The 25,653-nt window shown below is 65.4% G+C and carries 22 protein-coding genes; 11 read left to right on the forward strand and 11 right to left on the reverse strand.

Going from position 1 to position 25,653, the window contains the following annotated elements; genetic code table 11:
* The first annotated feature begins 8 nt into the window (after positions 1–8).
* From PQI66_RS05220 to PQI66_RS05230, 3 genes are read left to right on the forward strand one after another with little or no spacing between them, the layout of a single operon-like run.
* Positions 9–467, forward strand: coding sequence for a PTS sugar transporter subunit IIA (locus PQI66_RS05220; protein ID WP_339996556.1), 459 nt, complete (start codon positions 9–11; stop codon positions 465–467).
* A gap of 5 nt (positions 468–472) precedes the next feature.
* A complete protein-coding gene (locus tag PQI66_RS05225) occupies positions 473–769 on the forward strand; it encodes a PTS sugar transporter subunit IIB (protein WP_038549452.1) in 297 nt (98 codons plus the stop codon).
* A gap of 7 nt (positions 770–776) precedes the next feature.
* Positions 777–2,186: a PTS ascorbate transporter subunit IIC gene (locus PQI66_RS05230; RefSeq protein WP_339996558.1), complete on the forward strand. Its 1,410-nt coding sequence runs from the start codon at positions 777–779 to the stop codon at positions 2,184–2,186.
* A 289-nt stretch (positions 2,187–2,475) separates the two neighbouring features.
* Here PQI66_RS05230 and PQI66_RS05235 read toward each other — a convergent pair whose 3' ends face one another.
* Positions 2,476–2,739 (reverse strand): ribbon-helix-helix protein, CopG family, encoded by a 264-nt coding sequence (locus tag PQI66_RS05235; RefSeq protein WP_075815793.1) that lies wholly within the window; start codon positions 2,737–2,739, stop codon positions 2,476–2,478.
* Between the two features lie 135 nt (positions 2,740–2,874).
* Here PQI66_RS05235 and PQI66_RS05240 point away from each other — a divergent pair, with 135 nt between their 5' ends.
* The gene (locus PQI66_RS05240; protein WP_339996559.1) at positions 2,875–3,711 is read left to right on the forward strand and encodes a hypothetical protein; all 837 of its coding nucleotides are present in this window, start codon (positions 2,875–2,877) and stop codon (positions 3,709–3,711) included.
* A gap of 108 nt (positions 3,712–3,819) precedes the next feature.
* Positions 3,820–4,884 carry a hypothetical protein gene (locus PQI66_RS05245; RefSeq protein WP_339996561.1) on the forward strand — a complete coding sequence of 355 codons (1,065 nt, stop codon included), beginning with the start codon at positions 3,820–3,822 and terminating at the stop codon, positions 4,882–4,884.
* Positions 4,885–4,946: 62 nt separating this feature from the next.
* On the opposite strand, the gene PQI66_RS05250 is transcribed toward PQI66_RS05245, so the two are convergent.
* Complete coding sequence (locus tag PQI66_RS05250) at positions 4,947–6,458, reverse strand: class I adenylate-forming enzyme family protein (RefSeq protein WP_339996562.1); 1,512 nt, start codon at positions 6,456–6,458, stop codon at positions 4,947–4,949.
* A 113-nt stretch (positions 6,459–6,571) separates the two neighbouring features.
* On the opposite strand from PQI66_RS05250, the gene PQI66_RS05255 reads away from it, so the two are divergent.
* The 4 genes from PQI66_RS05255 (at position 6,572) to PQI66_RS05270 (ending at position 11,585) form a co-directional block, all read left to right on the forward strand.
* Complete coding sequence (locus PQI66_RS05255; RefSeq protein ID WP_339996563.1) at positions 6,572–7,186, forward strand: TetR/AcrR family transcriptional regulator; 615 nt, start codon at positions 6,572–6,574, stop codon at positions 7,184–7,186.
* Positions 7,183–8,814: an acyl-CoA dehydrogenase family protein gene (locus tag PQI66_RS05260; RefSeq protein WP_339996564.1), complete on the forward strand. Its 1,632-nt coding sequence runs from the start codon at positions 7,183–7,185 to the stop codon at positions 8,812–8,814. The genes PQI66_RS05255 and PQI66_RS05260 overlap by 4 nt, the downstream gene beginning before the upstream one ends.
* Positions 8,815–9,344: 530 nt before the next feature.
* Entirely contained in the window at positions 9,345–10,244 is a 900-nt protein-coding gene (locus PQI66_RS05265; protein ID WP_339996565.1) for an SMP-30/gluconolactonase/LRE family protein, read from the forward strand.
* 9 nt (positions 10,245–10,253) lie between these two features.
* Entirely contained in the window at positions 10,254–11,585 is a 1,332-nt protein-coding gene (locus PQI66_RS05270; RefSeq protein ID WP_339996566.1) for an MFS transporter, read from the forward strand.
* Between the two features lie 96 nt (positions 11,586–11,681).
* Here PQI66_RS05270 and PQI66_RS05275 read toward each other — a convergent pair whose 3' ends face one another.
* The 9 genes from PQI66_RS05275 to PQI66_RS05315 all read right to left on the reverse strand — a co-directional run bounded on the left by PQI66_RS05275 (position 11,682) and on the right by PQI66_RS05315 (position 23,799).
* A complete protein-coding gene (locus PQI66_RS05275) occupies positions 11,682–13,217 on the reverse strand; it encodes a class I adenylate-forming enzyme family protein (RefSeq protein WP_339996567.1) in 1,536 nt (511 codons plus the stop codon).
* A complete protein-coding gene (locus tag PQI66_RS05280) occupies positions 13,214–14,353 on the reverse strand; it encodes a glycerate kinase (RefSeq protein ID WP_339996568.1) in 1,140 nt (379 codons plus the stop codon). Before PQI66_RS05280 ends, PQI66_RS05275 begins: the two co-directional genes overlap by 4 nt.
* Positions 14,350–15,720, reverse strand: coding sequence for an MFS transporter (locus PQI66_RS05285; protein WP_339996570.1), 1,371 nt, complete (start codon positions 15,718–15,720; stop codon positions 14,350–14,352). The genes PQI66_RS05280 and PQI66_RS05285 overlap by 4 nt, the downstream gene beginning before the upstream one ends.
* 48 nt (positions 15,721–15,768) lie before the next feature.
* On the reverse strand, positions 15,769–16,965 hold the full coding sequence (locus PQI66_RS05290; RefSeq protein WP_339996571.1) for a thiolase family protein: 1,197 nt from the start codon (positions 16,963–16,965) through the stop codon (positions 15,769–15,771).
* Positions 16,966–17,009: 44 nt separating this feature from the next.
* Complete coding sequence (locus tag PQI66_RS05295; RefSeq protein WP_339996572.1) at positions 17,010–18,473, reverse strand: CoA-transferase; 1,464 nt, start codon at positions 18,471–18,473, stop codon at positions 17,010–17,012.
* Entirely contained in the window at positions 18,473–19,231 is a 759-nt protein-coding gene (gene fabG / locus PQI66_RS05300) for a 3-oxoacyl-ACP reductase FabG (RefSeq protein WP_052540090.1), read from the reverse strand. Before fabG ends, PQI66_RS05295 begins: the two co-directional genes overlap by 1 nt.
* The gene (locus PQI66_RS05305) at positions 19,228–20,304 is read right to left on the reverse strand and encodes a LacI family DNA-binding transcriptional regulator (protein WP_339996574.1); all 1,077 of its coding nucleotides are present in this window, start codon (positions 20,302–20,304) and stop codon (positions 19,228–19,230) included. Before PQI66_RS05305 ends, fabG begins: the two co-directional genes overlap by 4 nt.
* A 147-nt stretch (positions 20,305–20,451) precedes the next feature.
* Positions 20,452–22,242: an allophanate hydrolase gene (gene atzF, locus PQI66_RS05310; protein WP_339996575.1), complete on the reverse strand. Its 1,791-nt coding sequence runs from the start codon at positions 22,240–22,242 to the stop codon at positions 20,452–20,454.
* Between the two features lie 3 nt (positions 22,243–22,245).
* Positions 22,246–23,799 carry an amino acid permease gene (locus PQI66_RS05315; RefSeq protein ID WP_339996576.1) on the reverse strand — a complete coding sequence of 518 codons (1,554 nt, stop codon included), beginning with the start codon at positions 23,797–23,799 and terminating at the stop codon, positions 22,246–22,248.
* A 159-nt stretch (positions 23,800–23,958) separates the two neighbouring features.
* Between PQI66_RS05315 and PQI66_RS05320 the strand changes: the two genes are divergently transcribed.
* Both PQI66_RS05320 and PQI66_RS05325 read left to right on the forward strand, forming a co-directional pair.
* Entirely contained in the window at positions 23,959–24,879 is a 921-nt protein-coding gene (locus PQI66_RS05320) for a putative nucleotidyltransferase substrate binding domain-containing protein (protein ID WP_339996577.1), read from the forward strand.
* A complete protein-coding gene (locus tag PQI66_RS05325) occupies positions 24,876–25,649 on the forward strand; it encodes a Fic family protein (RefSeq protein WP_339996578.1) in 774 nt (257 codons plus the stop codon). Before PQI66_RS05320 ends, PQI66_RS05325 begins: the two co-directional genes overlap by 4 nt.
* Positions 25,650–25,653: the final 4 nt, after the last annotated feature.

Consider the following 25,653-nt stretch of genomic DNA (forward strand, 5'->3'; position numbering starts at 1 on the left):
GGACCACCATGACCAGCACATCACCACTCGCCGTCGCCGAGGACCGCATCGTCCTGCGCGACGCCGTCCACGGGTGGCGGGACGCCATAGAGATCGTCGGCGACATCCTCGTCGACAAGGGCAACGCCACCCGCGACTACGTCGACGCCATGATCGCCTCGATCGCGGGGCCGAACGGCACCTACATCGACCTGGGTGCCGGCATCGCGCTGGCACACGCCCGTCCGGAGAACGGCGTGCAGTCCACCGGGCTCGCCGTCCTCCACCTAGACGAACCCGTCCTGCTCGCCGATGACCCGACGCACCCGGTCACCGTGTTCATCGCGCTGGCCGCCGTCGACTCCCGCGGACACCTCGACGTCATGAAGAACCTGGCCCGGGTGCTCACCGACGAGGACCTCCGACAGCAGCTCCTGAACGCAACCACCCCCGCGGACATCGTGTCCGCACTCTCACCGAAGGAATGACAGACATGAAGATTCTCGCAGTGTGCAGCACCGGCCTCGGTTCCAGCTTCATGACCAGGCTCAACATCGAGAAGGCCGTCAAGGAGCTCGGCGCGGACGGCGTCGAGGTCGAGCACGCCGACCTCGGATCGGTCTCCCCCGGCTCCGCCGACGTCATCTTCGTCGGACGCGACATCTACGAGGCCGCGTCCGGCCTGGGCGACGTCGTCTCCCTGGACAGCCTCATCGACATGGACGAGATCCGCACCAAGACCGCCGAGGCGTTGACGCGCCACGGCGTGCGCTTCTCCGGCGAGGGGTGAGTCCGCCATGAACGGAGCACTCGAACTCCTCCTGGACGTCTTCCGGGAGCCGTCCGTCATCGTCGCGCTCATCGCGCTGATCGGCCTGTCCGTGCAGCGCAAGAAGGGCAGCGACATCATGAAGGGGACGATCAGGACGCTGGTCGGCTTCCTCGTCCTCGCCGCCGGCGCCGGGGTGGTCAGCGGTTCGCTGGAACCGTTCGGCGACATGTTCCAGGAGGCCTTCAACGTCCAGGGCGTGGTCCCGAACAACGAGGCCATCGTGGGCACGGTGCTGGTGACCTACGGGTCCATCGCCGCGCTGATCTTCTTCTTCGGCATGATCGTCAACGTCCTGCTGTCGATGACCTCGACGTTCAAGTACATCTACCTCTCGGGCCACGTGGCGTTCTACATGGCGGCGATGATCGCCGTGATCTTCAAGGTCGCCGGCTTCGCCGACTGGGAGGCGGTCCTCTGGGGCTCGATCGCCCAAGGCCTGATCGTCACCGTCTCCCCGGCCCTGGTGCAGCCGTTCATGAAGCGGGTCACCGGCACCGACGACGTCGCCCTCGGGCACACCGGCGGCGCGGGCATCGCCCTGAGCGGCCTGGTCGCCACCGTCACCCGCAGCAAGAAGCACCCGTCGAAATCAACGGAGGACCTCAACCTGCCGTCCGGGCTGGGCTTCCTGCGGGACACCACGGTGATCACCGCCCTGTCGATGGGCTTGATCTATCTGATCGTGGCCCTGTTCGCCGGGTCCGGGTACATCGAGGACAACCTCAGCGACGGCACGAACTACATCGTCTTCGCCCTGATGCAGGGCGCGACGTTCTCCGCGGGTGTGTTCATCATCCTCGCCGGCGTGCGCGTGGTGCTGGGCGAAATCGTCCCGGCGTTCAAGGGCATCAGCGAGCGCCTGGTGAAGGACGCCAAGCCGGCGCTGGACGTGCCGATCACCTTCACCTTCGCGCCGAACGCGGTGCTCATCGGTTTCCTGTCGAGCTTCGTCGGCGGCCTGCTGGGCATGGGCATCATGGCGATGGCCGGGACCACGATCGTAGTGCCCGGCGTGATCGCGCACTTCATGACCGGTGGCGCCTCTGGCGTGATCGGCAACGGTGTCGGCGGGAGGCGCGGCGCGATGCTCGGCGCATTCACCAACGGCCTGGCCATCACGTTCCTGCCGCTGTGGCTGCTGCCGGTCCTCGGCGACGTGGGACTGTCGGACTCGACGTTCTCCGACGCCGACTTCGGTGTGGCGGGTCTGTTCCTCGGCTATCTGAACCAGGGTGGTGGTCAGACGGCCATCATCATCGGCCTAGTTGCCGCGGTGCTCGTGACCTACGCGGCGTCGTTCATGATCGGACGACGGGGGAAGAAAGGCGAGGGCACAGAGGATGCCGAGGAGGCGTCTTCGGAAACTGCGAAGTAGACCTCTCTTCCGCATCTGCAGGCAACGCCTGTCCCCTGCCACTGACGTGCGATCTGTGGCAGGGCCACTGCCGTCAGTAGCGAGGCGGGCCGGGAGTTCCACACTGTCGCGACAGCGACAGTGCAACCTCCCTGCCATTACAGAAGTCGGAGGTACTTCTTCCTTGCCCGCATACGATGAATGAGCTCCTCAGTACCGTCGTCCAGTCTCATGACAAGCACCGGCCAGGTAGCGGCCTCGACACCGTCCGCCTCAGAAATACCGTGTTTGAGCGCGGACGGCCGGACGATCATGCGGAACGCGCCCAGTCGCTCAAGGCGGCGCGTATCGCTTCTGAGCGGTTGAGGTGTTCCTTGTCCGCCCGCTTCATCACTGCATCAAGCTCGGCGTCAGTGAGTCGCACGGGAACGACCCGGGAGGCCTCACTGCCTCGCGCCGGACGCCCGATGATCCGCTTCTGAAGCTCCTCGACATCGTATCCCTCTTCGGCCTCGGCTACCCAGGCATCAACCTGTGCCTCAGAGACCTCTTCACCATGCATCTTCCTCATCATGGTCACTATCGTAATACGGAAGTAGCGAGACAGCCAGGATTCGCTGACGCATCGACAACGAGGGCAGGGGGGCACTGACATGTTCTCGAACACCTCACCGTTTGATGTCCGGCACGCCCCCTAGAGTTGACACCCATGGCACACCTCACCAGTATCACGCTGTCTACACGGTCCGCACCAGCTCCCCTCCGTGCTTTCACCGCTCCGGTGGAACGGGCGGTGAAAGGGGTTCCGACTGTGGTCGGAGAACTCGCAGGATGGACAGCCCTGCGGCTGACGGACTTTCCACCGCCGACACCCCGCAATATGCCGCAGGAACAGAAGAGACCGGCCCTGCTTGCCGTCGAAGTGGCAGAATTCCTGATGCCCGAACGGGCGCTGGAGCACCTCGATAACCTCGTACTCCTTTCCCCGGAGAGCCTGACCTCCGCTGTAACTGAGCGCAGGGCGCTCACAGGACTGATATCCGAACTCATCCAGCTCCTTCAACTGGAGTACGACGGCTGCCTGGTGGTCACTGATTTGACGCATCTTGCCGAAGGGAAGGATCGGAAAGCAGCACGGCGTGTACTCATTGACGCCGGGTTCACCGCGAAGGATTCAGATCAGTCGCCCTGGACGCTTGCCATAGAACCTCGGGGCCCTGCCGCTGACACGACCGCCCCGCTGTCCGTCGCTGTCGAACATGGGGACGGCGGGGACCAACCGTGCCAAGCCCACATCACTGTCGGCATGACAGTCGTGTACACGCGCGGAGAACTCTTCGAAGCTGCGCGGTCCCATGTCAGCGAGATGGGATTCATTGACCCCGCGGAGGAAGCAGAATACCTCCGCGACGTTAGCACCAACGAGCAATTGGCACTTCAGTCACTGTTTGGCGTCGATATACTGGATGACGCCCACGACAGCATCGCAGTCACCGAAACCTCGGTATCCGCAACAGACATCCGACCGCTGCTTCCCGATGGCTGAGTCCTTGTTGGTTCTTCTATGCAGCCTGAACCCCGAACTTGGTGGATTCGTTCCGTCAGAGCCGAATCCGCGGGGATAGAACAACAGTAGGTAGGAGGAGCATCGCCCATGGGTTCACGACTGGGAGTGGTGATCAAAGATACGTTGGGTTGGGAGTTGTACTACGATCACTGGTCAGCTCAGACTATCGGCGCTGACATCGCCATCGATGGCGTGGAGGCGACGCTGAAGCGTGTCAGGGAAATGCGACGAATGGGGATCGACAGCCCACACCTCTGGCTTGGTGCCGTCGATATTGAAGGATCGCTGCTGATCGATCTGACCACGCAGACGGTCGTCTGGGCCGAAGAGAGCGAAGGACTCTATCTTCCCCGGATCATCAACTCGCTGATCCAACTGACTTGGCCTGGGTGGGATGCAGCCTGGTCCCCTGAGGGGGCCCGTGGTGTCCTCGCCGCTGCCGGCGTCGACCCGACGACGATCTTCACCGATACCACTTACAACACCCGAGCACTCAAAGACCATACCTGGTTCGGCCCATGGGACGACTCCCCCGGGGACGATGCCTTCTCCGTTGCCCTTGACGACGGCCGACTTATCCTGTGGCGAGGTATTACGTACCTCGACATCCTGGCTGAACTCGGCCCCGACAGTATTCGCAGGATCGCAGAAAAGGTCCTGGAACGGTCCGGTACCGATGAACCAACCCGCTGGGACGACCGGCCGCCTACCAGAAATCCGGTGAGCGGTGTATGCGTCGACTTCCGAACCAAGACTCTGCGGTGGTGGTCACTCCTGAATGACGATCACGGTCTCGAAGCGTTCGCAGCGTTGTGGCCAGGTTGGACCATCCAGTCCAAGGGAGACAACTACGAATGGCACCAGCGCGTTCTCGGCCGGAATCTCCGTAACTGGACTGACGATGTAATTGAGTGCCGGAAGACAATCACCCGCCTGATTAATGAAGGTATGCGCGAGAACCCGGCAGTATCCATACTCGGGCATTTGTCGGACTCCGGTGTAGACGTGAAAATCAACGCTCCCGTATTTGACACTGTGCCTTCCGACAGGGCCGCTCAGAGTGACCTCGTCCTGAGTTTTTTGAATGCTCTACAGACTTCCTCCCCCCAACCGCCAGCTCGGTTCGTCGACCGCGAGGGGACAGTCCACTAGGAGGACAGGGGTTACCTGACTGCCCGTCTACAACTACCCCCGGAGATGGTCTTAGCCGGCCCTCAGGAGTTCACCTCGGCCCGGATCACGTGCTTCAGCAGTTTCCCCGACGGGTTCCGCGGTAGCCCCCGGGCCACGATAACCTCGCGGGGGATCTTGTACTTCGCGATTCTCCCGGCAAGATGCTCCCGCACCTCATCGACGCTGAGATGTTGCCCGTCCAACGTGACGACAACGGCGACCACTGTCTCACCCCACTCCGGGTGCTGACGGCCCACCACCGCCACGTCCCGCACCGAAGGGATCGCCATCACCGCGTCCTCGACCTCGGTGGAGTACACGTTCTCCCCACCGGTGATGATGACGTCCTTCTTCCGGTCCACAATGTAGACGTAGCCGTCGGCGTCCACGCTGGCGACGTCCCCGGTGCGGTACCACCCGTCGATGAAGACCTCGGCCGTCGCGGCCGGGTCAGACATGTACACACTCATCACCGAATCCGCGCGCATCCAGATCTCCCCCTGCCCGTCAGCATCGACGTCCCTACCCGTCTCGTCGACGACCTTGAGGTCCACGCCGAACATGCCACCCTTGCCGATAGAACCCGCCTTGGTCAGCTGCTCTGACGGTTGGAGACAGGAGCCGGCCGGACCCGTTTCCGTCATCCCGTACACCTGGTAGAAGTTCCCGGTGCCGTAGGCGTCGATGAGCATCCTCGCCTGGTCCTCCCCCAGCGGTGCGGCACCGTAGATCAGCTTCTCCACGCTGCTGAGATCGAAGTTCCGGAGATCCTTCCCCTCCGCCCTAGCCTTCTGCACCGGTGCGATATACGCGATCGGGGCGCCGAACACGGAGGTGATCCGCTCCTTCTCAAGTGTCGGCAGGAACTCAGCGGCATCGAACTCACGCATCAGCACTACGGTCCCGCCGATGTACATCGTCGTCAGCAGCCAGTCGTTCAGTGGTGAGGCATGCCAGATCGGCATGATCATCAGGAACCGTTCATCCGGGGTGAAATGCAGTGTATTGGCGATATTCGGCGACACGGCGCTGATCCCGCGGTGGGTGTGAACGCACCCCTTCGGCGCGCTTGTCGTACCTGAGGTGTAGAGCACCTGAGCGTAGTCCTCGTCCGGTGCGACGCCACCGATGAAAGGAGCAGCCGCCGCGACGGCGCGGTCGAAGTCTCCCTCCTCCCACCCGGTCTGCATCCAGGTGATCTCCGGCCCGCCCTGTCGTGCGGTGTCAATGACAGCATCCGAGGCGACACCGAACACTCCCCCGGAATGCCGGACGATGTGGCTGATCTCCTCGGGCTGAAGTTTGTGGTTCACCGGCACGAGCACCGCTCCCACGCGCCAGATGCCGTACATCGCGACGACGAATCCGGGATCGTTCAAAGTCATCACCAGAACTCTGTCACCAGGTCGGACACCATTGTCGACGAAGACAGTCGCTGCCCGGTCTGCGGCCTCGCGCAGTTCCCGGTAGGTCATCGACCTGCTCCCCCACTGCAACGCGGGGTGATCGGGGCGACGTCGAACGGTGGCGTCGAGGGAATCAAGGAGGTTCATGGGGAGGCTGCCTTTCGGTGGTGGTGTGATGTAGCCTGAGTCACAGTGAACCATAGTTCACATCTTCACGAAAGAACCGTCACTTCCACCGACCAGAGAAGACATCAGGACGCATGCCCTACCAGCAGACCGAGAAAACCCGAGCGCACGCCCAGGGGCGACGCGACAGCATCCTCCGCGCCGCGACCGCCCTCATTTCGTCCGGCGGATTCGCGGCCGCCTCCGTGCGCGCCATCGCCGACGAGTCCGGGAACGCAGCTGGCTCGGTCTACCGCTACTTCGACAACCGGGAAAAACTGCTGGCAAGCGTCTTCCGGTCGATCGCCGACCGCGAGTTCCGCGCCGTCGAGGACGCGACGATGTCAGCACGTCCCACGGTCGCAGACCGCTTGTCGTCGCTCCTGACGACATTCTCCATCCGTGCGCTGCGCAACCCGACAATGGCAGAGGCACTCCTCTTCGAACCGGTCAATCCGCTGGTCGAATCGGAACGACTCACCTTCCGCCGTCGCTACCACGATCTAGTCGTCACCGTCATTCGCGACGGCATTCTGGCCGGTGAGATCCCCGACCAGGACGCCGAACTCAGCGCTCGTTCCGTCATCGGCGCCAACGCTGAAGCCCTCATGGGACGACTCAGCCCTGAATCCTCCGTCACAGATCCCGACTATCTGATCGCCTCCGTCACCACGTTCTGCCTCCGGGCGTTAGGAGCACCACAACCATGACCACCCACACCGTGTTCAACCAGTCATCGCCCCGCGTCGACGTCAACGAATTCACCACAAACACCGCACTTCAGGATGCGGTCGCAGTCTTCGCGCCGGACGCCGACACCGCCCGGTTGGGCGGTATCGGCGCGGAGGTCGGTTCCGCGTCCTACCAGCACGACGCGGAACTGGCGAACACCATCACGCCCGTACACCGGTCGCATGACCGCTGGGGGCATCGCGTTGACGAGGTCGAGTTCCACCCCGGCTACCACCGCATCATGGGGCAGTCCATCGGGTGGGGGCTCCATACCTCGGCGTGGGCGAATCCCCACCCCGGGGCGAATGCGGAGCGTGCTGCGGCATTCATGCTCGCCAGCCAGGTGGAGCCGGGGCACGGCTGTCCGGTTTCCATGACCCATGCCGTGGTGCCGGCATTGCGTCTGGCACCCGATCTGGCGACGGAGTGGGAGCCGAAGCTGCTGTCCACCAGTTACGACCCAGAGCTCCGCGACCCTGCCACCAAAGACGGCGTGATCTTCGGCATGGCGATGACGGAGAAGCAGGGTGGTTCAGACGTCCGGGCAAACACGACCACCGCCACACCCAACGCGGACGGCACGTGGTCGTTGACCGGGCACAAGTGGTTCTGCTCGGCACCGCAGTCAGATGCGTTCCTGGTTCTCGCACAGGCCGCGGGCGTACCCGGGGGCCTGAGCTGCTTTCTGGTGCCGCGGGTCCTTCCAGGCGGCGAGCGGAACGTGTTCCTGATCCAACGGCTGAAGGACAAGCTCGGCAATAAATCGAATGCGTCGTCCGAGATTGAGCTCAATGGCACCGTCGGCTGGTTGGTCGGCGAGACGGGACGAGGGGTCCGGACGATCATCGAGATGGTCAACCGCACGCGGCTGGACTGCATCTACGGCACGACGGCCGGGATGCGTCAGGTGGTGGCGGAGGCGGCGTGGCACGCCCGGCACCGTTCTGCGTTCGGGGCGACGTTGATCGACCAGCCTGCGATGACCAACGTGATCGCTGACCTCCAGTTGGAGGCTGAGGCGGCGACGTGGACGGCGTTGCGTCTGGCGTCGGCCCATGATGACGGTGCCGGAGAAGAGGACTTCCGACGGTTGGCGACGGCGGTAGCGAAGTACTGGGTGTGTAAACGCGGCCCGCACCACGCGTACGAAGGTCTGGAATGCCTCGGCGGCAACGGGTACACCGAACTGTTTCCGCTGGCGCGCCGGTACCGTGAGCAGCCGGTCCTCGCGGTGTGGGAGGGCTCGGGGAATGTCATCGCTCTCGACGTTCTCCGGGCGCTGGCCAAGCAGCCTGACGCGGCGGAGGCCTTCGACGCAGAGATGGCGACCGTGCTGGGACAGGACGAACGCTACGACGCGCAGGTTGCCCGCATGCGCGGACTCCTGTCGGAGGTCGCGGCGCGCCCGGGGAGCGCAGAGAGGAACGCACGACGGCTGGTCGAGTCGATGGCACTGACGCTGCAGGCGCAGATTCTGCTGACTCACGCGCCCTCGCATGTCGCCGACGCATTCCTCGCCGGACGAGTGGATCCGATGACGCGGAGTGTGGAGTACGGGGCGCTGAGTGAGGGTGTCGACGTGGAGGAGCTGGTTGAGAGGGCGTGAGACGACCGTGACGACTGTTCTCCTCTTCACGGAACTCCCGACGTAGTTCAAGGCACCATATTCTGACGCTTCGGAATTCAGACTGGTGGTACGGCCTGCACAGATGAGAATTATCGCACCTTGGATCCTGTGCCCCCTACCCACTGTCACACATAGCGGACAGAGGGCTCAGGTCATGCCCAGCAGGTGATCTCTCCCTTTCCTGCCTCCGCCGGAACAGGACCATACCCGGTCGTCTTTCCCCAGGGCATTAGGTTGGTTCGCTCGCCTGCAGGGCTCAGAGAGGCGCTTACCGGATGCCGACATAATCTGAAGTTGCTGCCAGGTCGTCTGACTGCCCCTCAATCACACCGGGGACGGCCCAGAACACTCGCAGACTTAACCATTGCTTACCCCTCCTGGCATTCAGGACAATCCCTCCCCATAGCCTCCCTGATCTGTGACATGAGACACATCAGCGCAGGCTGTCGGCTGCGCATCACGGACAGTCGTCGAACCACCGTTCCACACCCATGAGGAGGAGTCAACCCATGACTACGCTGCCAGCACCGCACATCGATGTCCTACTGGACATCAAGACCACGCTCGGAGAGGGACCTCTATGGGACACCGAATCCGAACGCCTGCACTGGGTTGACAGTGCCGACGGTAGGATCTTCCGCTCCACCGCAGATGGCAGAGAACTCCGGTCCTGGGAGGTCGGCGAACCGATCGGATCCATCGCGCTCAGCGACGACGGTACCGCCTTCCTCGCCGCGCTCAAGTCCGGTCTCTACTGGGTCGACCAAGCGACCGGGGACAAGACCCTCATCACCAATCCGGAGGACGACGACCGGACACGTCTGAACGACGGCAAGACCGACCGTCAGGGACGTTTCATCGTCGGGTCCATGGACACGCTGGAGGACGAGCCCCTGGGCCGTCTCTACGCCTACTCCCCCGACAGCGGTATCCGCATCCTCGACGAAGGCATCATCTGTTCGAATGGCCCCTGTTTCAGCCCTGACGGGAAGACGCTCTATTTCAGTGACACCTGGACCGGCGACATCTGGCGCTACGACTACGACCCCGAGACCGGGGACGCCACCAACCGCAGCGTCTTCGCCAACGTCGACACCTCCCGTGGCGGTGCCGCTGACGGTGCGACGGTGGATTCCGAAGGGTACCTCTGGCAGGCACTGGTCTACAGCGGAGTCATCGTCCGCTACGCTCCGGACGGAACCGTCGACCGCACCATCGACATGCCGGTCCTCAAGTGCACCAGCCTGAACTTCGGTGGCCCCGACCTGGACGTCCTCTACGTGACGTCAATGGCCAAACCTCCGCTGCCCCGGTTCCCGGGCGACGGACAACAACGTGGGGCCCTTTTCTCGATCTCCGGTCTCGGTGTCACCGGTGTTCCCGAACGACGCTTCGCCGGAAACGTCTAGGAGGCACCCATGTTTACCCGAATGAAAACCTCTCTCAGCCAGATCCACCGCTACTCATGGGTCTCACTGTCGGTCTGCTGGCTGATCTGGATCCTCAACGCCTACGACCGGGAGATCGTGCTGCGCCTGGGCCCGTCGATCTCGGAGACCTTCGACCTTTCTCCGGACACCTGGGGCGTCATCGCGTCCCTCATTATGCTCGCCCTTGCCGTGATGCCGATCGCGGGATCCGCCATGAGCGACCGGCATGGCGGTGGACATAAGCGGGCAGCATTCCAGGTCCCGCTGGTCATCGGGACCACCGCACTGGCCTTCCTCTCCGGCTTCAAGACCGTCAGCCACAACATCGTCGCCTTCATCGCGATTCGGGTGGGTGTGAACCTCGGTGCCGGCTGGGGTGAACCCGTGGGGGTGAGCAACACCGCGGAATGGTGGCCCCGGGAACGTCGGGGATTCGCTCTGGGTGCCCACCACACCGGTTACCCGATCGGGTCACTGCTCTCGGGCGTCGCCGGAGCAGCCGTGCTCACATGGTTCGGCGACGACGGATGGTCCTACGCTTTCTTCTTCAGTCTCGTCTTCGCCGTGCCGATCATGCTGTTCTGGCGGAAATACTCCACCAGGGACAAGATCGACACCCTCTACGCCGACATCGAGGCAAAGGGGCTCACCGCCCCCGAGGTCATCACCGAAACCGACGAACGCCCGAAAGGCATTCTGCGCAAGGTTCTCACCACCCCGCAGATCACCGGCACCGCAGTCACCACGATGCTCACACAGATCGTCTATATGGGGGTCAACACGGTCCTGCCGTTATACCTCCACAACATCGTCGGGTTGTCGCTGGCGGAATCAGCGGGGCTCAGCGTCGTCTTCACACTCACCGGCATTGTCGGCCAGGTCCTGTGGCCGACTCTGTCAGACCTCTTCGGACGTCGGGTGACCATCGTCATCTGCGGAATCTGGATGGCAGTCAGCGTGGGATGCCTCTACTTCGCCACCACGTCCGTTCTTGTCGTGGTGGTGCAGCTGGCGTTCGGACTGGTCGCCAACGCGGTCTGGCCGGTCTACTACGCGACAGCTTCAGACGCCGCTCCTGAAGGTGGAACCTCCACGGCCAATGGAGTGATCACCACCGCCATGTTCATCGGCGGAGGCATCGCCCCTGTTCTCATGGGGCGGCTCGTCGGCCTCGGCGGCGGATGGGAGGAGTCGACCGGATACGTCTACACGTTCCTCTGCATGGCGGGCTTCGCGCTCATCGGCGCACTGATCCCCCTGTTCATCCGGCACGTGCGCCCTGCAGCGCCGGACTCCGACCAGGCCACTGCCTCCCGGTAGACGGTTGAGGTCCGACTCTCCCGTCGGACGGCCCACACAGTAAACCCCCCGACGGCGCAACGCCGTCGGGGGTTCGTGCTCCGGTCAGCTCTCCACCTACGCGTCCGTCAGCAGTGCCTGCACCGCATTCCGGTCCGTCTTCATCCCCACCGTCCGTGGGATCTCGTCGACGGCGAGGATGCGGACCGGCACGGCATACTTCGCAATACGTCCACGGAGTCGCCCCAGAAGTCCCCGGACATCAGTGCCCGGGCCAACCACCACGAGGGCTGCGGGAACCTCCCCGTAAAGCTCGTCGGGGATGCCGACCACGCAGGCGTCCTCCACGCCGTCGAGTCCGCACAGGGCGTTCTCCACGCTGTTCGGGTGGATCTTCTCCCCACCCCGGTTGATCTGGTTCTTCAACCGGTCCACGACGTAGAGGTACCCCTCCTCAGTGAGGTATCCCAGATCCCCTGTCGCCAACTCTTCCACGGCCGTGAACTGGTCGTCGGCGTCCAGGTAACCGGGTGAGACATTGGTACCGGAGAGAGTGATTTCCCCGACCTCGTCCGGCCCCAGTGCGGTCCCGCACTGGTCAACGATGCGCACGCTCACGCCGGGAACGGGTGTCCCGGACGAACCGATAAACGGAGAGGACGCGGCGTCCTCGGGAAACACCGTGGCCGGTGAGGTCGTCTCCGTCAGACCATAGACGGTCCGGAAGGATGCCCCGGGCATGCGGTCCGTCAGCCGCTGGATCCGTCCGGGCGGCATGTTCGCCGCGCCGCACGCGAGCAGCCGGACACTGTCCAACTGTGGACGGTCCTCCGGCCAGTGCTCCACCATGAGCTGGAAGATCGTCGGCGATCCGTGGATGTACGTCGCTTCAACCTCCTCCGCCCACAGGATGAACGCCACCGGGTCGAAGCGACGCTGCAGATGAAGCGTCATCCCCAGATAGACGCACTGCAGCGCGACGGCAACCACGCCGGTGACATGGTACAGCGCGGCACCGAAGACCATGCTGTCGTCTGCCGTCAGGTCAAGGGCGTGCTCGTATGCCGCAACAGCATGCATGATGTTCCGGTTGGTGAGCACTACCCGCTTCGGCGTCCCTGTCGTTCCCGACGTGAACATGTGGACGGCGGGCGCTCCGGGATCCGTCACGGCACCTGGCACCGGTCGTCCCAACGAAGCCAGGAGATCCGACAGAGCCACGATGGCGGGAACAGGGAAAACACTGTTCCCGGTGGACCGCCGATCATCGGCGATGAGCACGTCGATCCGGGCTGTACGGATCATCCCGGCCAACTCGGCGTCCGAGAATTTTCCGGGAAGCATCACCGACGTCGCCCCGATCCGGTTCACCGCCAGCAGCGCGGTGAGGAAACCAGACGAGTTGTCCAGGAGAAGCCCGATTCTCGCTCCGGGACGTGCGCCGATCGCCCACAGGTTCGCCGAGGCTGTCTCCGCCTGGTTCAACAACTCCCCGAAGGTCAGCCCGTCACCGGAGTCCTCAGACACCGCTGTCTTGTCCGGGCACCGTGACGCAGTGCGGCATAGCGCCCCCCACGCGCTGAGCGGCACCCGTCTGAACGTGCCTGTGGTCGCCTCGTACGGGCCGGAAAGCAATTCTGTCGCTGTCATCATTCTTGTGTCTCTCTCCGTATGTAGTCCGCAACGTTCACTCGTAGGTTCTTAGCGCCTCGCTCCAACGACACCTTGACGGGCGCCACAGGATCACTGATCTGCACCACTGCCCGGAACACCTCCGGGACAAGGTCGGATGCAGACGCTGACACCTTGCCCGCGAAGGCGACGGTCGCGACGCCTTCACGAGCCGCGGATGCTGCAACGACGGCCGGGGCCTTGCCATGTCCGGTCTGGACGTCCACACTTCCCTCACCGGTGAGGACGAGATCAGCTCCGCGACACACCTCCGGAAAACCCACCAGATCCAGCAACAGGTCGGCACCGGACTCCATCCGGGCGCCCAGGACAGCGAGCAGGGCAGCACCGGTGCCACCGGCGGCACCCGCACCAGGGGTGTCCCGGACCTCCGCCAGATCGCTGTCGCCGTGATCGGCCAGCACCTGTGCCCACCGTCCGAGAGCTTCGTCAAGAGGCCGGACGTCCTCCGGCGTGGCTCCCTTCTGGGGAGCGAAGACTGCAGCCGCGCCGGTGGGACCACACAGGGTGTTGGTGACGTCTCCGGCGATGACGACCTCCACCCCCTTCCACCCGGGGTCCAGCCCGGACGTATCGAGACGGCTGGCCCTTGTCATACCGGCGGCATCGGGAGTCACCTCCTCACCGTCACCGTCGACCGCACGGGCACCGAGAGCATGGAGCAGACCGAGGCCGCCGTCGTTGGTGACGGAACCGCCGAGTCCGACGATGACCGTGGCCGCGCCGGCGTCGAGAGCGTGGTCCAGAAGCTCCCCGACGCCTGCCGTCCCTGCGGCCCAGATGTTGCGGCGCTCCGTGGGCACGAGGTGTATGCCTGCGGCTTCCGCAAGTTCCACCACAGCAGTGGACGTGGAGGGAACGAAACCCCACGTCGCGTCCACCGGTGTGCCGTCCGGCCCAGTCACCGTCGTTGTCCTGAGCTCGCCTCCGAGTGCGCTGGTCAGGGCGAGGACGGTGCCTTCTCCGCCGTCGGCGATCGGGACTGCCACGACCTCCGCGGCCGGGTCCACATCGTGGATCCCGGCCGCCATGGCGGCGGCAGCCTCGACCGATGTCAGGGATTCCTTGAACGAGTCGGGTGCCACAACGAATCTCATGGTTCTGCCACCGCTTTCTGACCGGTGGCTGCCTTCAGCCCCCAGGCCAGCGCGGCGCCACAGACCGCCAGGATGCTGATGAACCACAGGCCTGCCAAGGAGTTCCCGGTGGTTTCCTCGAGGCTGCCCATCACGGTCGGTCCGATGAATCCGCCGACCAGACCGCAGGTGTTGATGAAGGCGACCCCGGACGCCGCCGCGGCGCCGGAGAGGCGGTCGGTCGGGAAGGTGAACAGGATCGACTGGATGACAAAGAGCATGAACGCGGAAAGGCAGAAGCCGACCAGCGCGATGAGGAAACTGGAGGTGGCGGCTATGACCAGACCTCCGGCGATGAGGACCAGCCCGCCCGAGACCATGGACTTCTTCCTGGTGATGTTGGTCGCGAAACGCGGAAGCAGAATGGAACCGACCGCGGCGGCGATCCACGGCAGGGCGGTGATCAGTCCCACTGTCAGCGAGGACATGTCGTCGTTGTAGCTCTTGATCATTGACGGCAGGAAGTATGACAGGGAGTACACGGCGATCTGGTGGGTGAAGTAGATGGCGACGATCAGCCAGATCTGCTTGTCTTTCAGCACGGGGCCGAGTGCGCGGAGGTCACCGTGGCTGCTCTGTTCTCCCTGGTCTTCCGCTTTGAGCACCCGGGACAGGTCCTCCTTCTCTGTGTCAGTGAGGAACTTCGCCTCCTGGGGCCCGTTCGGGAGCTTGAACCACACCCAGAAGCACATGATGACGGCGGGGGCACCCTCGATGAGGAACATCCACTGCCATCCGTGAAGTCCTCCGAAGCCGTCCATCTGCAGCAACAGTCCACCGATAGGTGCACCGATGACGTTGGCCAGGGAGACACCGAGCAGGAAGATGCCGATGGCCTTGGCCCTGGTCTTCTTCGGGAACCAGAGGGAGATGTAGAAGATGATCCCGGGATACAGACCGGCTTCAGCGGCACCGAGGAGCATGCGGACGATGTAGAAGGACCAGTCGTTCCAGACGAAGGCCATGCACATCGACAGCAGACCCCAGGTCAGCATGATGCGGGCGATCCAGAACCGCGCACCGACCCGGTTGAGGATCAGGTTCGAGGGAACTTCGAGGAAGGCGTAGAAGACGAAGAAGAGCCCTGCACCAAGGCCGTAGGCGGCGGCGGAGAGGCCGATGTCGGTCTCCAGTCCCTCCTTGGCCATGCCGATGTTGGTCCGGTCGATGAAGGAGATGATGTAGGCGATCACAAGGATCGGCATGAGGCGGCGGAAGATCTTGGTGATCGTCACCTCGGTGCGTGTGTCGGGGGCTGTGTCGTCGGCTGAACCTGTCCGGCCGGAGGACCCGGTGGGTTCGGTGGGAGACGGACTCGTGGTGCTCATGGTGTCACTCTCTGTTGCGTGTGGTGGGCTGCGCTCGGCGTGTGCAGGTCAGACGGCCCGGACGATGGCGGCGACGGCCTGACCGCCTCCGATGCACATGGTGACCAGGCCGAATTCGCTGCCGGTGCGGTGCAGGTTGAGCAGGGTGCGGAGGGTGAGGATAGCGCCAGTGGCGCCGATGGGGTGGCCGAGCGCGATGGCCCCGCCGAGCGGGTTGACCTTCGCAGGGTCAAGCCCGAGGTCCCGGGAGACGGCGACCGCCTGCGAGGCAAACGCCTCATTGAGCTCGATCCAGTCGATGTCCGCCAGTGACAGACCTGTCTGGTCAAGGACCTTCTCCACGGCATACCGCGGCGCGTAGCCCATGATCTCCGTGCGGATTCCGGCCTTCGCGAAACCGACGAGCTCACCGATCGGGCCGACGCCGTCCGCGTCCGCGGTAGCTCGGGTGGTCATGACGAGCGCGGCACCGGCGTCATTGATGCCGGACGCGTTGCCCGCGGTGACAGTGCCCTCCGGGTCGAAGGCGGGTCGGAGTCTCGCGAGCTTCTCGACGGTGGTTCCGGGCCGGGGGTGCTCGTCGGTGTCGACGGTGGTGGTCTCCCGGCGCTTCCGTACCTCCAGCGGTGCGATCTCATCGGCGAAGAGGGCCGCCTCCTGCGCATCGGCAGCACGCCGCTGGGATTCGGCGGCGAACTCGTCCTGCTCCTCCCTGGATACGTTGAACTCGCGGGCGACGGCCTCGGCGGTGTTACCCATCGGGTAGTTGCCGAAGGGATCGGTGACCAGGGACAGCGTCCCGTCGATGACGGTGCGGTTCGACAGACGCCAGCCGTCGCGCGCACCGTAGTCGAGGAATGGCTGCGCGGACATGTTCTCCGAGCCCCCGGCGACCACGTACCGTGACTGCCCCGTGGAGAGCTCAAGTGCCGCACTCTGGACTGCCTGCAGTCCGGACCCGCACAGGCGGTTGACGGTCATCGCTGTCGAATCGTCCCGGGCACCGGCGGCGAGTGAGACCCGGCGTCCGAGGAAGGCGTCTCCGCCGACCTGGCCGACACAGCCGTAGATGAACTCGTCGACAGACTCCGCCGGAAGCCCCGCGCGTTCAAGCGCTGCCGTCGTGGCATGGGCGCCGAGTTCGTGGTTGGGGACGGAGGCGAGCGCTCCGCCGAAGCTGCCCACTGCGGTACGGGCACCGGCGAGGAATACCGGACGATCGGGCTGAGAGTCGTATTTTGACATGGTTGTCTCCTGGGATGTGGTGGGTGAAGTGTGAAAAGTCGGTGTCAGCGCGGTGTGACGTCGAAGGGAATGCGGCCGAGGGCGTCCTGCGCCTCGGGGGTGTCGTCGCATTCACGAAGTTCCCAGCCCGCGTCGGTGAGGGCGAGCAGGTAGTACTCGGTGGCGATGTACACGTTCTGGCCCTTACGGAGTGCCTGGGTGCCGGAGAAGCTGATCTGGTCGACGGTGTCGGTGAACTTGGAGTGTCGGCCGGAGACCGAAACCAGGAAGCAGACGGTTCCTGCCCCGTCGACAATGTCCATGAACCCGCCGCAGCCGATCGCGTTTCCGCCGAGGAAGGAGACGTTGACGTCTCCCCGGGGGTCGATCTGGCCGGCGCCCATGAACGTGATGTCCACTCCCCCACCGTTGTAGAAGTCCATCTGCTGGGGGTGTCCCACGATGGCGGCCGGATGCACGGAGCAGCCGAAGTCGACGACGCCGAGGGGAAGTCCTCCGTACGTGCCGGATTCGACGGTGAGGTGGACCTCGGGGAGCAGATCGGCCTCTGCGAGTGCTTTGCCGACGGTGTCCGCCGGGATACCGGTGCCGACGTTGATGACGTCGCCGGGGTTGACCAGTCGCACGCCGCGGCGTCCGACATCGAGCCGGTGCTCCGGGGTCTCCTGGACCTCGAACGCGTGCCGGAGGCGATCGGGGTCCATGTGGCCGGAGACGAGGTCACGGTCGACCTCCGAGTAGCTGTCAGACTGTCGGTGGAAGGTCCCCGGGTCGGTGCAGACGACGGCGTAGTCGACGAGCGGTGCCGGAACGGTCACGTCACGGGCATCGATGTCTCCCGGCTCGACGACGTCGCGTACCTGCGCGATGACCACGCCGCCGCAGTTGTGGACGGCCTGGGCGATGGCCAATGCGTCAAGGCCGGACACCTCGTCACGGTGGGTGAGGTTGCCGTCAGCGTCGACCGCGGAACCACGGATGAGGGCGACGTCGAGGTTGAAGGACCGGTAGAAGATGTATTCTTCGCCGTTGATCTCAACAATCTGGACGTACTCACCGTCGGTCACGTGCGTCCGGGCAGACTCATTGATGAGTCCTGCCCCGAGGCGTGGGTCGACGTAGGTGCCGAGTCCTACCGTCGAGAGCTGACCGGGACGTCCGGCGGCGATGGACCGGAAGAGTGTGGAGAGCTGTCCCTGGGGTAGACAGACACCTTGCGCCCGGTCCTGTCCGAGCATCTCACCGACCGGTGGGTTGAGCCCCCAGTGAGATCCGACGACACGGCGGACCATGCCGTCGTGGGCGATACGGGCCAGGCCTGCGACGCGGTTGGACTGGCCGGCAGCATGGACCCATGTGAGGTCGTTGGGTGTGTTCTTCTCGAGAAAACTTGTCTCCAGTGCGGCGATGAGTTCATCGGCCACGCCCATCATGGTCATACCGTCGCTGACGACGGTGGAACCGTCCGGCACGAGCGCCGGGACCTGTTCAGGTGTGATGAACTTCATCAGAGCTTGTACCCTCCGCCGATGTTGATGACCTCGCCGGTGACGTACGCGGCGTCATCCGAAGCCAGGAATGCGACGAGATTGGCGACATCCTCCGGCTGGCCCGCGCGGCCGAGCGGAATCTTGTCCAGTTGCGCGTCGAAGAGATGCTGGGGCATGCCACGGGTCATCTCGGTGTCGATGAAACCCGGGCAGATGGCGTTGGCGGTGATGTTCTTGCGTGCCAGTTCCTTGGCGATGGAGCGGGTCAACGAGACCACGCCTCCCTTGGCGGCCGCGTAGTTCGTCTGCCCGATGTTCCCCATCCATGAGGCGGAGGCGACGTTGACGATGCGACCGTACCCGTTGCCGCGCATGTGGGTACCGATCTCCCTGCACATGTAGAACTCCCCGGAAAGGTCGACGGCGAGAACGGCGTCCCATTCCTCGTCGGTCATCTTGTGGAGCATGGCGTCCCGGTTGATACCTGCGTTGTTGACGAGGATGTCGATGTGCCCGAGTTTGTCGACGAGATCACTGACACTGTCCCGTACAGCATCGGGGTCCGCGACGTTGAGTTCCACGGCGAAGGAATCGTTGCCGCAGGCGTCCGCGGTGGCGGTCGCCGCGGACAGGTTGACGTCTGCGACGACGACCTTGGCACCGCGCGAGGCGAGTTTACGGGCGATCCCCTCACCAATCCCGCGGGACGCCCCGGTGACGACGGCGTTCTTTCCGGCAAGTGGGGCGTACCCGTGAGCTTCAACTGATGCAGTCATTTGTCTTCTCCTTCAAGTGATTCGTGTTGTTCGTGGCTTCCGCAGGTCGTTCCGATGTGGAGCCGGTGTGAATGGATGGTCTGGACGTCTTCGGGGCGCCGCCCGGACGCGAGTTCGACCAGCTTCTGGATGGCACTGACTGCCATGCGGTGGGTGGGTTGAACGATGGTCGTGAGATCGATGTAGGGGTTGCGGAGACCACGGGCACCGTCGAACCCAACGACGGCGATGTCGCCGGGAACGCTGACACCGGCATGGACGAGCCGGTTGATCAGACCCGTCGCGATGGCATCGGCACCACACACCACGACCTCGGGAAGCGTGTCCTGCGCCAGCAGATATTCCGCAGCGATGTCGCCACCGACGATGTTGAGCTCGGTGGACATCACACGGCTCTTCGGGATGGTGATCCGTGCGGCAGCGGCAGAGGCAAGGAACCCCTCGATCCTCCGGCTCGTGGCGTAGGACCGGAACCCACCTGTGGCGATGGCGATTTCCTGGTATCCATGGCCGAGGACGTGGTCCATGAGGTCGCGGCCGGCCTGGTAGTCGTCGATCCCGTCGAAGGGGATGTCCTCCATCTGGGGAATCCTGCGGGAGAGCAGGACGGCCGGGACATGTCCGTTGCGCAGTTCCCGGACCCTTTCTCCTTCATCGAGGTTGAGGGTGCTCAGGATGATCCCCTTCGCCCCGGCCTCCGTCAGTGCCGAGGCCGCTCGGGTCACCCGTTTCGGATCGCCGTCGCTGTTCGCGATGAGGACTTCCATGTCACGGTCACGGGCGGCACGGACAGCTTCACGGGCGAGTTCCGCGTAGAAGGGGTTCTGAATGTCCCCGACGACCATGCCGACGGTGCCACCGGTCGTCAGCTCGTTGGCGGGAACCCGTACACCCCGCCTGGACGCTTCAGCGATGATCTTCTGCCGGAGCCCGTCAGACACACCGGGCTTGCCGTTGAGCGCGTAGCTGACGGTCGCCCGAGACACACCGAAGTCGCGTGCGAGGGCTGCAGCGCTGTCGGCGTTACCGCCGTGTGGTCCGGCTGCCGCCGTGGACCGGGATTGCTGGATCACGAGAGACATCGTGTGCTCTACCTCACATTCGACTTTCGGTGTGGAACGGAATACTTCCACTCGTCGAACATGTTAAGCAATCGTTCAGCGATTCAGACCGTGACGTGAGCTTTCACGTCTGCGGACCGAAGGTCCGCTCACCAAACGTCACTCACCTTGTGACACGTATCCCCGCCACCCACCGAACGCGGAGATGTCCTCCGCCCCGTCCACCGCCGCTGGCTGGCAGGTGAATCCGGTGACCTGGCGTCCATCGGACAACGTCACCTGCCCCAACGCCATCGGAGCGGGGAGGCCTGCAAGGAAACGACCCAACCCCGCCGGAGAGATCAACCACTCCTCCCCCGCGATCCGGCGTCCATCCTCCACCGGCCCGGTCAGCCCTGGTTTCGGCGGCACCGTGTCCAACGCGTACAGACGGTAGTCAGGCGTGGTCTCCACGTCACCGACGAAGGACGCCCCCAGTGCGCGCAGCTCCCGGTTGAGCGGCTGGCCACGCAGGTGCGCGCCGAACACGACCACCGGCACCGCCTCAGGGCCGGCACCTGCACTGTCACCTTCAGCTATACCCGCCGTCCACGACGCCACCACGTCCTCCGCACGCCCAGCACCACCGAACAACGAAGCCACACCACCCGCCACGCCGTCCTCGAACGCCCGCGCAAGCACCGTCACCCCGAACTGCGCCGGCAACGAGGCACTCGCACCGTCCTCGGGCCGCCCACTGTCACCCACCGTCGTCCACGGCACGGCCACCCCGCAGAGGTCCATCAGGTTGCAGAAGTTCGTGTAGATGCCCATCGCGGAGTTCACCCCGACCGGGTCGGCGTCCACCGCGACGATCGTGGGATGGAAGGGCGCGGTGGGGACGAGGACGACGTCTGCGCCGTCCCACTCCTGCAGCGCCGCCCGGCCACGCTCAGCAAGCAGTCGTTGGGCGCGCAGGACGTCCACGCCGTTCCACTGTCCGGCGTCGGTGACGATGCCGGCCACGGTCTGGTCCAGCCCTGCTTCGGCGGAGACGGCGTCGTTGGCGGACGCCGCGGCAACGAATGTGCCGACCGCCTCGGCACGCTCAGCGACCAGCGCGGAGTCGTACAACATCCGGGCGGCCTCGAGTGCAGGGGTCAGGTCGATGGTCCGGATCTCGCATCCGGTGGTGCGCAGGTGCTCCACCGCGCCGTCGAACGCCTCCCGCCACGACGCCGACAGGCCGGGAAGGTCCGCAGGAACGCCGACCACCGGCGTCGTCGGTGCGGTGAACCGCACGTCGGACGGCCAGGCGCGCGAACCGGTCGAGGCCATCACCGCCATCACAGCATCCGCCTCGCCACTGCTGCGGGCGAACACGGTCACGCAGTCGTAGCTCTCGCACGCGGGCACCACACCCTCGGCGGAGACCACCCCTACGGTCGCTTTGATCCCGACGATGCCCTGCAGTCCCGCCGGCACCCGTCCTGATCCCGCGGTGTCGGTGCCCAGCGCCGCGTCGACGATACCGGCCGCCACCGCCACCGCGGAGCCGGACGACGACCCGCCGGAGATCCGCTCGGCCACCGCCGTGTCGCCCACCGCGCCGTAGGGCGAGCGGGTGCCGACGAGTCCGGTGGCGAACTGGTCGAGGTTGGTCTTCCCGATCACCACCGCGCCGGACGCCCGCAGCGCCGCGACACACGCGGCGTCCCGCTCCGGCCGGTAGGCGTAACCGGGGCAGGCGGCGGTGGTGTCGAATCCGGCGACGTCGATGTTGTCCTTCACCGCGATGATCATCCCGGTGAGGGGCCCGTCGGGCACCTCCCGGAAGGCGGTGTCGAGCGCCTCGTGGGCGTCCTGCCGGGAACGCAGGGAGAGGAAGGCGTTGGACGCGGCACCGTCGTCGAGGGCACGGTAGGCGTCGTCGAGGACGCGCAGGGCGTCCGTCCGGTCTCTGAATCCCACGGTTCACTCACCGACCTTCACCGGTCGGGGGTGTGCCTTGTTCCACGGGAACGCCGCCAGTCCGGCGAGCACGCAGACCAGCACCGCGATCGGCCCGGCCCACTGCATCAACGGCATGTCGCCGGAGGGGTTGTAGATCTCGGCGCGCGGCCACGACAGGTTGATGACCATGAGGATGCCGTAGCCCACGGCGAGAGCGTTGACCAGGACCCCGATCCTGCCCAGGGTGAACAGCGGGCGGCCTTCGGCGTCGGTCTCCTCGCCGCGCTTACCGGGCCAGCCCTTGAGCCGCTGGATCAGCAGCGGCCCGGTGACCATGAGGTAGGCGAGGTAGATCAGGATGATGCACACGCTGGTCAGGGTGGCGAAGATGGCGTCGTTGCCGACGTTGACCAGCAGCACCAGCAGGCAGCCCACACCGACGAGAATCGACGGGAGGATCGGAGTGCCGGTCCGCGGGTTCACGTGGGCGAGGCGTTCGGAGCCGGGCAGGCGACCGTCACGGGCCATGGAGAACATCAGGCGCGACGCCGCGGTCTGGATCGCCAGGGTGCAGATCAGCACGGCGACGGCGACGTCGATGAGCAGGACGGTCCCCCACGGGGAGGACAGCACGGCGTTGAGCACGTACGGCAGCCCCTGTTCGGCGAGTTGCCCGTCGGTCAGCGACGGCGCGGCCATCAGGGCACCGACGATCAGCAGCCCACCGCCGAGAGCGGAGAGCGTCAGGGCCTGGCGGATGGTCTTCGGCGCGACCCGGCGCGGGTTCTTCGTCTCCTCGGCGAGCTCCCCGGCGCTGCCGAAACCGACCATGACATAGGCGGCCATGAGTCCGGAGGCGATCCAGGCCCAGATGTAGCCGTCGCCACCGGAGGCCCCGGTGTCGAGGACGACCTGCGGGCCACGCTGGGCGTGGGTGAACAGCACGCCGATGATCGCGACGACGCCGACGAGCTCGCAGATCACCCCGATGGTGGTCACGTAACTCATCCACCGCACGCCGAGGCAGTTGATCGTGGTGGTGACCACCAGCAGGATCGCGCCGAGCAGGACGGCGTTGGACGCGCCGGACGGCGAGGCCAGTGCAGGGTCGTCGCCGATGATCTGGAAGCCGGACCAGATGTTCGGCAGGACGACCTGCATGGCGATCGCTGCGGCGGAGGCGGTGACGATCTGGGCGAGGATCATGAACCAGCCGCCGAACCAGCCGAGGACCTCACCACCCATCCGCCTCGACCACTGGTAGATCGCGCCGGAGACCGGGTAGCGCGCGGAGAGTTCCGCGAAGCACAACGCCACCATGTACTGGCCGAGGAAGACCACGATCCAGGTCCAGAAGAAGGCGGGGCCACCGAAGCCGAAGCCCAGGCCGAAGAGCTGGAAGATCGTGGTGAGGATGGAGACGAAGCTGAACCCGGCGGCGAAGGAGGCGAAGCGGCCGAGGTTGCGGTGCAGCTGCTGGTCGTAGCCGAGGGAGCCCAGGTCGTCGGCATCCGCGGTGGAGCCGGTGGAGCCGGTGGGCGGGGTGGACGGTGGTGCGGAGGTGCGTGTCGACATTCTTCGGGTGTCCTCGCGTGATCTTGTGGCGGTTGTTTCTGTCGTTTGACAGCTATTCAAGCGTCCGCATGTTTCCCCTGGATGTCGGCGAGGTTGGTTCCCCGTTTCTCTTCCCCTGCCCCTCCCGTCCGAGAGTCCCACGGGTGGCACAATGTGCTCATGCCCCTCGGTACCCTCCGTGACCCCGACCTCGCCGCCCTGCTCAGGGCGTTGCGCAGCGACAGGTCACAAGGGCGCGACGCGCCCGAGGTCACCGCCGAATGGTCGCAGGCACTGCGCGACCGGCTCGACGATAACCTCGCCGCCACCGGCTCGGTCGGCCGCGGCGAGGCGGTCCCCTCCTCCGACCTCGACGTGATCCGGCTGGGCCCCGGCTCCACCCCACGGTTCGACGCGCTGCTGGCCGCCGGGGTGCCCGGGGACGCCAACGGCGTGCGTCCCACCGGCGGCGTCCTGGCCGTCACCGCCGAACAGTGGCGTGAGGACGCCGCGCGGTGGATGGCCAGGCCGGACCAGGATCTCGCCGTGGTCCGTCTCGGGCTGCTCGCCGACGCCTGCGACCCCACTGACACCGCGCCCGTCCACCTCGCAGCGGCCGAGGGTTTCAGCAGCTCACCGATGCTCGCCGACATGCTGCGCGACGCCGTGTCGACCTGCCCGCCGCGACTGACCGGGCTGTGGCGCAAGAACTCCGTCGACCTCAAGGCGGAGGTCCTCACCCCGGTGGTCAAGATCGCGCGGTGGGCTGCGTTGGCCTCCGGCAGCAGCGAACTGTCCACCCCGGCCCGTCTGGCGGCGGCGGACGCCCGCTACCTCGACCCGTCCACCGCCCGGGACCTGCAGGTGGCCTTCACCGACGCACTGTCGCTCCGGGTGGACCTGGATCTCGACGTCGTCGACGACCGGGTCTTCCAGCGCTTCGGACGCATCACGGTGACCGCCCTGCCACCGGACGCCGCACGCCGCCTGCGCGCGGCGACCACCACCGTGCGTCACACCGTCCGCACACTGCGCTACCTGCTCTCGACCTCCACTTTCAGCGTGGACACACCCCCGGACGCCGGGGACGGTGGCCGGTGACCACGGCACGGGTACACGACATCGAGGCCGCCCAACGCATCGAGGGCTGCACCTTCACCGGTGAGTTCCGCGGAGTGCTGACCGCGGTCGCCGAGGGGCGGGTCGACGTCGAGGACGCGGTGGCCGCGGAGATCCGTGCCGCCCAGGACGCCGACGCCGCGCTCGACCTCCCCGGCGTCCCGCGCTGGCGCCGCCTGTTCGGCACGCCCGCCTACCAGGCCCCGAGCCACCGGGTGCTGCGCAACCGGCCGGGGCTGACCTCGCCGACACTGCTCAACGACCTCACCGGTCGACTGTGCGCGCTACGGATGGCCTCCAGTGCCGGAAACCCGAGCGATGTCGGTGACGCCGCCGGGGTGCTCGGGGTGCACGGTGCGCTCTTCGGCGACATCTTCGGCTGGGCCGGTCATCTGCGGTTCGTGAACCTGTCGAGCCAGGGCATCGCCTTCGCCCCGGTGCCGGCCATCGACCACCACCTGGCACTCGCCGTCGATGACCTGCGGATCTGCCGGGAACATCAGGCCGCCGGCACACCAGTACCGTTGGAACCGCTGTGCCGGTTCCTCACCGAGTACCTGTGGTGCCACCCGTTCCGCGACGGCAACGGGCGCACCGCGATGGCGGTGCTGATGTCGATGACCGCCCCCGGCGCGCTGTCGACCGTGGGGCCGGCTGAGTGGTACGCGGCCTCCGCACAGTCGCTGCAGGTGGCGGGTTTCCCCGACCCCGAGCCGTGGGCCCCGATCCTGCGACGTATGTTGGATCACTGAAGAA

The sequence above is a fragment of the Corynebacterium sp. USCH3 genome (assembly GCF_037619475.1).
GTDB lineage: Bacteria > Actinomycetota > Actinomycetes > Mycobacteriales > Mycobacteriaceae > Corynebacterium.